Annotated in this window: 9 protein-coding genes and 1 pseudogene (1 of these 10 running past the window's edge); 6 read left to right on the top strand and 4 right to left on the bottom strand. The window is 67.3% G+C overall.

Annotated elements, in window-relative coordinates:
- The 3 genes and pseudogenes from K789_RS22280 to fabG all read right to left on the bottom strand — a co-directional run.
- Positions 1–160 (bottom strand): annotated as a pseudogene (locus tag K789_RS22280) (SDR family oxidoreductase) (it extends 591 nt beyond the left edge of the window).
- Between the two features lie 567 nt (positions 161–727).
- A complete protein-coding gene (locus tag K789_RS0104275) occupies positions 728–1,147 on the bottom strand; it encodes an Hsp20 family protein (protein WP_024365675.1) in 420 nt (139 codons plus the stop codon).
- Between the two features lie 172 nt (positions 1,148–1,319).
- Positions 1,320–2,045: a 3-oxoacyl-ACP reductase FabG gene (gene fabG / locus K789_RS0104270; RefSeq protein ID WP_024365674.1), complete on the bottom strand. Its 726-nt coding sequence runs from the start codon at positions 2,043–2,045 to the stop codon at positions 1,320–1,322.
- A gap of 151 nt (positions 2,046–2,196) precedes the next feature.
- Here fabG and K789_RS0104265 point away from each other — a divergent pair, with 151 nt between their 5' ends.
- The 4 genes from K789_RS0104265 to K789_RS0104250 are packed head-to-tail and all read left to right on the top strand — an operon-like array spanning position 2,197 to position 4,325.
- Complete coding sequence (locus K789_RS0104265; protein ID WP_024365673.1) at positions 2,197–2,709, top strand: DUF3099 domain-containing protein; 513 nt, start codon at positions 2,197–2,199, stop codon at positions 2,707–2,709.
- Positions 2,706–2,954: a hypothetical protein gene (locus K789_RS0104260; RefSeq protein ID WP_024365672.1), complete on the top strand. Its 249-nt coding sequence runs from the start codon at positions 2,706–2,708 to the stop codon at positions 2,952–2,954. The genes K789_RS0104265 and K789_RS0104260 overlap by 4 nt, the downstream gene beginning before the upstream one ends.
- Complete coding sequence (locus K789_RS0104255; RefSeq protein ID WP_024365671.1) at positions 2,955–3,845, top strand: SURF1 family protein; 891 nt, start codon at positions 2,955–2,957, stop codon at positions 3,843–3,845.
- Positions 3,846–3,848: 3 nt separating this feature from the next.
- Entirely contained in the window at positions 3,849–4,325 is a 477-nt protein-coding gene (locus tag K789_RS0104250) for a YbaK/EbsC family protein (RefSeq protein WP_024365670.1), read from the top strand.
- Between the two features lie 137 nt (positions 4,326–4,462).
- On the opposite strand, the gene K789_RS0104245 is transcribed toward K789_RS0104250, so the two are convergent.
- Positions 4,463–6,061, bottom strand: a complete 1,599-nt coding sequence (locus K789_RS0104245) for an ABC-F family ATP-binding cassette domain-containing protein (protein WP_024365669.1) — start codon at positions 6,059–6,061, stop codon at positions 4,463–4,465.
- Between the two features lie 322 nt (positions 6,062–6,383).
- Here K789_RS0104245 and K789_RS0104240 point away from each other — a divergent pair, with 322 nt between their 5' ends.
- Both K789_RS0104240 and K789_RS0104235 read left to right on the top strand, forming a co-directional pair.
- Positions 6,384–7,079, top strand: coding sequence for a biotin transporter BioY (locus tag K789_RS0104240; RefSeq protein WP_024365668.1), 696 nt, complete (start codon positions 6,384–6,386; stop codon positions 7,077–7,079).
- On the top strand, positions 7,076–7,715 hold a 640-nt coding region (locus tag K789_RS0104235; RefSeq protein WP_024365667.1), incomplete at its 3' end, for an energy-coupling factor ABC transporter ATP-binding protein. The genes K789_RS0104240 and K789_RS0104235, both read left to right, overlap by 4 nt.

The raw sequence follows: 7,715 nt of genomic DNA, 5'->3' as shown, positions 1-7,715 counted from the left end.
CCGCCTCGATCTCCGTGACCACCTTGTTGGCACGGGGAGCCTTCTGGCGGTAGTTCACGACGACGGCGGCGCCCTCGGCGGCGAGGAACTTCGCCACCTCAGCGCCGATCCCCCGCGACGAACCGGTCACGATTGCGGTCTTGTTATCCAGCAGTCCCATACGAGCTCCTTTGTTCCAAACGTCCAAAAACGGTGGGTCTGCAGTCCATCATGCCAGCGGTGCAGGTGTTTTCCGTTGTTCAGGTTCCACAAAGAAGCCGCGGCAGCCTAGTGACGGCCGGGCCCGCAGGCGTAGGATCTCGCGCATGGAACCGCTGCGCCGCATGGGCCGGGAAGCCGTGGATCAGGGGCCCTGGTGCCTCGGGGAGTGACGGAGGATTCGACGCCGGAGCAGGTCTTCAGCGGTTCCCCGCGCGGCCTGGAGCTGTTCCACGCGGTGGAGGAGATGCTGGCCGCGCCCGCCCCGCCGGCCATGCGGGCAACGAAAAGCCAGGTGGCTTTCCGGGACCAGCGCGGCTTCGCGTACCTCTGGTGGCCTGGCCGGTACGTCGATTCCGACGTGCCCGCCGTGCTCTCGATTNCGCCGCGACGGCTCGGCGAGGTTCAAGGAAGTGGTGACTCCCTCCCCCGGCGTCTGGATACACCATCTGGAGCTGCACACGGTGGATGAGCTCGACGCCGACGTTGCCGGCTGGCTGCGCGAAGCACGCGCCGCAGCGGGTTGATGCTACGTGTGGTCGATCCTGATCTTCTTGGCCGTTACGTCCGGCGCCGTCACGGGGGCAGGTGCGCGCACCTCGAGAACGCCGTCCTTATAGGTCGCGGTGATGTCCTCTTCCCTGGCACCGGGCGGCAGCGCGACACTGCGCGTGAACGAGCCATAGCGGAACTCCGAGCGGTAGCCGTCTTTGCTCTTGTGCTCGGTCTTTTCCTCGCGTTCGGCCTTGATATGCAGCATGCCTTCACTGACGGAGACGTCGACGTCCTTGTCGGGATCAATCCCCGGAACTTCAGCGCGCACCACCAGCGTGGTGCCGTCCACAAACTGCTCGACCTTGATGGAAGGGGTCATCGTCAGGTCGCCGTCCAGGAAACGCTTGATCGGTTCCAGCACGTCCGACGGCACCCACTTGTTCATGTCAGCCACGATTGTCCTCCTGTTTCCATGCCCCTGCCGTGGTGTGGTCAGGGGCTGTAGCCCCATTACACACCCGGCGGCGCACGGCGCAAAGGGGAAAAAGTCCTGTTGTTGGCGGACGTCACGGGCCGGCCGGGGCGGCAGGACAGCGGCGNGCCGTCGTGTCCTGCTGGATCCCGCCCTAGTGGCCCATGCCGAGGCCGCCGTCCACGGGGATGACGGCACCGGAGATGTAGGCGGCCTCGTCGCTGGCGATCCAGCGGACGACGTTGGCAACCTCGGAGGCTTCGGCGAAACGGGCGGCGGGAACCTTGGAAAGGTAGTCCTTCTGGGTCGCCTCGGGCAGTTCCGCCGTCATGTCGGTGTTGATGAAGCCCGGGGCCACCACGTTGGCGGTGATGCCGCGGGCACCCAGCTCACGGGTCAGCGAGCGGGCGATGCCGACCAGTCCCGCTTTGGAGGCCGAGTAGTTGATCTGGCCGGGCGCGCCGTAGAGGCCCGAGACGGAGGAGATCAGGACCACGCGGCCCTTGCGTGCCCGGATCATGCCCTTGGAGGCCCGCTTGATCACGCGGAAGGCGCCGGTGAGGTTGGTGTCGATGACCGAGGTGAAATCGTCCTCGCTCATGCGCATCAGCAGGGTGTCCTTGGTGATGCCGGCGTTCGCGACCAGCACCTCGACGGGGCCGTGGGCCGTTTCCACTTCGGTGAACGCGGCGTCGACGGAGGCCTCGTCCGTGACGTCGGCCTTGACGCCAAGGATGCCCGCGGGGAGCGCCGATTCGCTGCGGTACGTGACGGCCACCTTGTCACCGTTGGCGAGGAAGGCTTCGGCGATGGCGAGGCCGATTCCGCGGTTTCCGCCGGTTATCAGGACACTGCGGCCGGTGGTAGCTGTTTCAGACATGGTGGGGCTCCGGAATTCTGCGGCGGGACGGCGCCGCGCTGGGGGCGGGATTTTCCTGCCTCCGATCTTAGCGCCCGGCAAGCGCGCGTTTGGGCGGCCCTGCCGTTGGTGAGAGAATTGGAGTAAGCCTTGGGAGCGTGATCTGACAGCCTTGACACTGAAAAACCGACCCGGTGTACCTGTGCCCGGGACTCCGGACGTACCGTCCGGTGATTCCGAGGTTCACAGCATCACGGACGCCGCCGCCGCGCACTCTGAAGAGATGCGACAGCGGATGATCAAGTACGCCGTCGCGATGGGTATCCGCATGGTCTGCCTGGTCCTGATTTTCGTGGTGGATGGCTGGTTGAAAATCCTCCCGGTCATCGGGGCCGTGTTCCTGCCCTGGTTCGCCGTCATCATCGCCAACGGCAGCGACAAGGCGGAGGTGCACTCCGACTCGCTGCTGGACTATGCGCCGCTGGCCCAGCTCGACGCGCCGGCCACCGCCACGTCTGAGGCCCCAGTTGGCCCCGGTGTCCCGGGTGTCCCGCCGTCGGAAGACCCGTCGATGACGCTGCTGCAGGGCGAACTCGTCGAGGACGATGACTCCCCAGAGGGCGGCAGCGACGTCCAGGAGCGACCCCCGGGCGACGACGGCGACCACGGACGGGCAGCATCATGAACCTTTTTGACCTCACCGGGAACGGCGGAGCCGCCGGTCCGGCTGAAGCCGTCTGCTCCCGCAAGGCATGCCGGAGCGGCGCCGAATGGCAGCTGCTCTGGAACAACCCGAAAATCCACACCCCGGAACGGCGCAAGATCTGGCTGGCCTGCGGAGAGCACCGGGCCTGGCTCGAGGACTACCTGCAGACCCGCGGGCTCTGGAAGGACACTGTGGCATTGAACCCGGCAGGCAAGGCACGCTGAATGTACCGTTTTCTCTTCTCCAGCAAGTGGCTGGGGTATCTGTTGCTGGCCGCGATTTTTGCTGCCGCCTGCGTCGGACTGGGCCGCTGGCAGATGGACCGCCGCGCCGAGACGCTGGCCGGGATCAACCGGGTCACCTCCAACTATTCCGCGGCGCCCGTGCCGTTCGCTGACGTCAAGGACCAGTTCAGCGCGCTGTCGGCGGAGCGCGAGTGGACCCAGGTCGAACTGAAGGGCAGTTACGACGTCGCCGGGCAGCGTATCGTCCGCAACCGTCCACTCAACGGCCAGCCCGGCTACGAAGTCGTTGTCCCCTTCAAGGTGGAAACAGGCGAGACCGTTGTGATCGACCGCGGCTGGCTGCCGATCGGTAACAACAACCCGGGCCGCCCCGACGCGGTTCCTGCACCTCCGCAAGGCACCGTGACCGTCATCGCCCGCCTGAAACCTGCCGAGCCCGGGCTCCAGCGCGGTGCCCCGGACGGCCAGCTGGCGTCGATCGACCTCGCCGCCTACTCCGCCCAGCTGGGCTACCCCGTGCTGGCGGGCGCCTACGGGCAGCTGGCGTCAGAGAGTCCGTCCGTGGCAGACATGCCGTTCCCGTTCCCGAAGCCGTCCACCGACGAGGGCACCCATTTGTCGTACTCGCTGCAGTGGTTTGCGTTCGGCGTGCTCATGTTCATTGGTTTCGGGTATGCGGCCCGGCAGCAGGCCCGAAACGCGGCTATTGACGCCGAGGACGCCGAAGCTCAGGCCGGAGACGGCGTCACCGCCGGCGGCTTGATGCACTCCAGCGGCCCGGCTGCCCGCCGTCGTCCTGTGCCCCGCAAGCGGAAGAACGCGACCGCCGAGGAAGAGGAAGACGCCATCCTGGACGCCCAGGGGTTCTGAGACGTGGACGTCTTGTGGCCGGATCCGGTGGCGCGGGTGAAGCGCGCGTTGAACGCGCTCGGCGCCGAGGACACGGTCACGGTGTTCGACTCGAAAGTCCCGACGGCTGCCGCGGCGGCCGCGGCGCTCGGCTGTGACGTTGCGGCCATCACCAACAGCCTCGTGTTCGACGTCGCGGGCGCCCCGCTGCTGATCCTGGCCAGCGGCGCGGCCAGGGTCGACGTCGGGAAGGTCGCCGGGCAATTGGGCGCCGGGAAAATACGCCGCGCCTCGCCCGAATTCGTGCTCGAGCATACGGGCCAGGAAGTAGGCGGCGTAGCCCCGGTCGGCCACCCGGAGAAAATCAGGACACTGCTGGATGAGTCCCTGGCGGCCCATCGCGTCCTCTGGGCCGGTGCGGGAGACCACCACTCGATGTTCTCGATCAGCTACGAAGAGCTGCATCGGATCACCCAAGCCAAAGAAATGTCCGTCCGCTAAGAGCTGGCAGCAGGGAGCGATGACAAATGCACAAGCGCCGAACGCGGATGATTTGCGTAGCGTGCGTCTAAGCGAGGGACGAGCGAGCACGCGGCAAATCATGCGCGCGAGGCGCGAACGCAACCAGACCGGGCGCCCTACGCCAGCGTAATCAGGTCCAGGTAGTCTTCGTTCCAGTGGTCCTCTATGCCGTCGGGCAGCAGCACCACGCGCTCGGGGTTGAGCGCGGCGACGGCGCCTTCGTCGTGGCTCACCAGCACCACGGCGCCGGTGTAGTTGCTGAGGGCCCCGAGGATTTCAGCGCGGCTGGCGGGGTCGAGGTTGTTCGTGGGCTCATCGAGGAGCAGCACGTTTGCACTCGAGGCCACGATGGTGGCCAGGGCGAGCCGGGTCTTCTCGCCGCCGGAGAGCACCCCGGCAGGCTTGTCGACGTCGTCGCCGGAGAACAGGAACGAGCCCAGGATGTTGCGCACTTCCGCGTCATTCATGTCCGGGGCGGACGAGCGCATGTTCTGCAGGACGGTGCGGTCGACGTCGAGCGTCTCGTGCTCCTGGGCGTAGTAGCCCACCTTCAGGCCGTGGCCCGCAACGACTTCGCCGGTGTCCGGTTTGTCGACGCCGGCCAGCATGCGCAGAAGCGTGGTCTTGCCGGCACCGTTGAGGCCCAGAATGACGACTTTGGAGCCGCGGTCGATGGCCAGGTCAACGTCGGTGAAGATCTCCAGCGATCCGAAGGACTTGCTGAGGCCGTCGGCGGTGAGCGGGGTCTTGCCGCAGGGTGACGGGTCCGGGAAGCGCAGGGCTGCCACGCGGTCGGTCGCGCGCACAGCTTCAAGGCCGCCGAGCAGGCGCTCGGCACGCTTGGCCATGTTCTGCGCGGCGACGGCCTTGGTGGCTTTGGCGCGCATTTTGTTGGCCTGGTCGATGAGGACCTGGGCCTTCTTCTCCGCGTTGGCGCGCTCACGCTTGCGGGCGCGCTCGTCCGTTTCGCGCTGCTGGAGGTAGCGCTTCCAGTTCATGTTGTAGAAGTCGACCTTGGCGCGGTTGGGATCCAGCAGGAACACCTTGTTGACGGTGGCTTCGAGCAGCTCCGTATCGTGGCTGATCACGATCAGGCCGCCCTGGTGGTTCTTGAGGAACTCGCGGAGCCAGGTGATGGAGTCCGCGTCGAGGTGGTTGGTGGGCTCATCGAGGAGCATGGTCTCGGCGTCCGAGTACAGGATGCGGGCAAGCTCGACACGGCGGCGCTGGCCGCCGGAGAGGGTCTTGAGCGGCTGGTTCAGCAGCCGGTCCGGGAGAGCCAGGTTGGAGCAGATTGCGGCGGCCTCGGCTTCGGCCGCGTAGCCGCCGGCGGCCAGGAACTCGGATTCCAGCCGGTCATAGCGGTTCATGGCCTTGCGCTGGACCTCGGCGTCGTCGCTGGCCATGTCCTCATGGGTCTGCTTGAGCTTGTTGACGGCGATGTCCAGGCCGCGGGCGGACAGGATGCGGTCGCGGGCCAGCTGCTCCATGTCCGGTGTCCGCGGGTCCTGCGGCAGGTAGCCGATCTCGCCGCTGCGGGTGACCTTGCCGCCGGCGGGCAGGCCCTCGCCCGCGAGCACGCGGGTCAGTGTGGTCTTGCCTGCACCGTTACGGCCCACAAGGCCGATCTTGTCTCCCTTGTCGATCCGGAAGCTCACCTGGTCCATAAGGAGGCGGGCGCCGGCGCGCAGTTCGAGATCCTGGACGGTAATCAATGCAGCTAAGGCCTTTCACAACAGGGAACGCCGCGGCACATCGGTGGAATCTGGTGGGGGCCGGGGCAGTGTGGCCGAGAGTTCGGCCTCTCCAAGTCTACCGGCCCAGCCTCCGACCGTTGACAAGAGCGCCGCCGGCTGCCCGCAGCGACGGACGACGGCGGTGCGGGCCGTGCGCTGGGAGGCACCTCCCGGCGCCGTTGGTGCTGCCCTCCAGCTCCGGGGCCGCCGGCTAGTAGGGCTTCTACAAAAAACGCCTTCCGCCAGGCTCGTAGAGTCAAAACCAGAAGCTGGCCCCGAAACACTTGCGATAGGAACTCCCATGACGAAGACCGACGGCAGCGTTGCCGTGACCCCAGCCCGGCAGCGGACCCGCTGGAACGCCACCGACCTGGGACTGATCGCGGTCTTTGCCGCGCTCGTGGCCGGCTCCGCCCTGGTTGCCGCCATTCCCGTCGCGGGGATGGGTGTTCCCATCACCGTCCAAACGCTCGCGGTGATGCTCACCGGCCTTGCCCTGGGCCCCGGCCGGGCGTTCGCCGCCGTCGGGCTTTACGTTCTCCTCGGACTCGCCGGGCTGCCGATCTTCAGCGGCGGGCGCAGCGGGCTCGGGGTTCTGGCCGGTCCTTCGGCGGGCTACATCATCGGCTTTGTGTTTGCCGCGACAGCGGCGGGCTGGCTGACCGTCGTCGTGCTCCGCCGCACGGCGGGCCGTCCCGGCAGGCTTCGCGCAGTCCTGCTTTTCGCTGCCGCGATGGTGAGCAGCATGATCTTCGTCCACGGCCTGGGCATCCTCGGCATGATGGTCAACGGGAAGCTGGACGTCTCGAAGGCGTTCCTCGCGGACCTGGTCTTCTACCCGGGAGATGTCATCAAGAACGTACTGGCCGTGACAATTGCACTGGCGCTGCACAAGGCATTTCCGGACCTGCTGATCCGCCGGGTCCGGACCTTCGGGACGGTTACCAGGGCACCCGGCAGCGGCAGTGCCAAGGCAGCGGTGGACCACCGGCCATGAGCGTCATCGTGCTGGACCGGGCTGCGGTGCGGGTGGCGGTCGACGGCCGCGCCGGGCCCAAAACCCTGCTGGAGGAGCTGACCCTGCAGTTCACCGAGCAGCGGATCGGCGTCATCGGGGCCAACGGATCCGGCAAGTCCACCCTCCTGCGGCTCCTGAACGGCCTCGTGGCACCGAGCAGCGGCACCGTCACGGTCGATGGCTGCGACACCGTCCGGGCCGTGCGGGAGGTACGCCGGCGCGTCGGCTTTGTCTTTACGGACCCGTTGTCCCAGCTGGTGATGCCGACCGGCCGGGAAGACGTGGAGCTGTCCCTCCGGCGTTCGGTCCGCAACGCCCGGGAACGGCGAAGCCAGGCGGAAGCGACCCTGGACCGTTTCGGGCTGCTGCCGCTCGCCGACCAAAGCATCTACGAACTGTCCGGCGGGGAGCGCCAGCTCCTGGCCCTCGCGGCGGTCCTCGCCGTGGCCCCGGACGTGCTGGTCCTGGACGAGCCGTCCACCTTGCTGGACCTGCGCAACCGGGAGCTGCTGCGGCGGACCCTGGCAGGACTCGGGCAGCAGGTCATCCTCTCCACCCACGACCTCGAGCTCGCGCTGGACCTCGACCGGGTCCTGGTGGTCGACGCCGGCAGGG

The sequence above is a fragment of the Arthrobacter sp. TB 26 genome (genome assembly GCF_000427315.1).
Lineage (GTDB): Bacteria > Actinomycetota > Actinomycetes > Actinomycetales > Micrococcaceae > Arthrobacter.
This window is presented reverse-complemented; position numbering and strand designations above follow the sequence as displayed.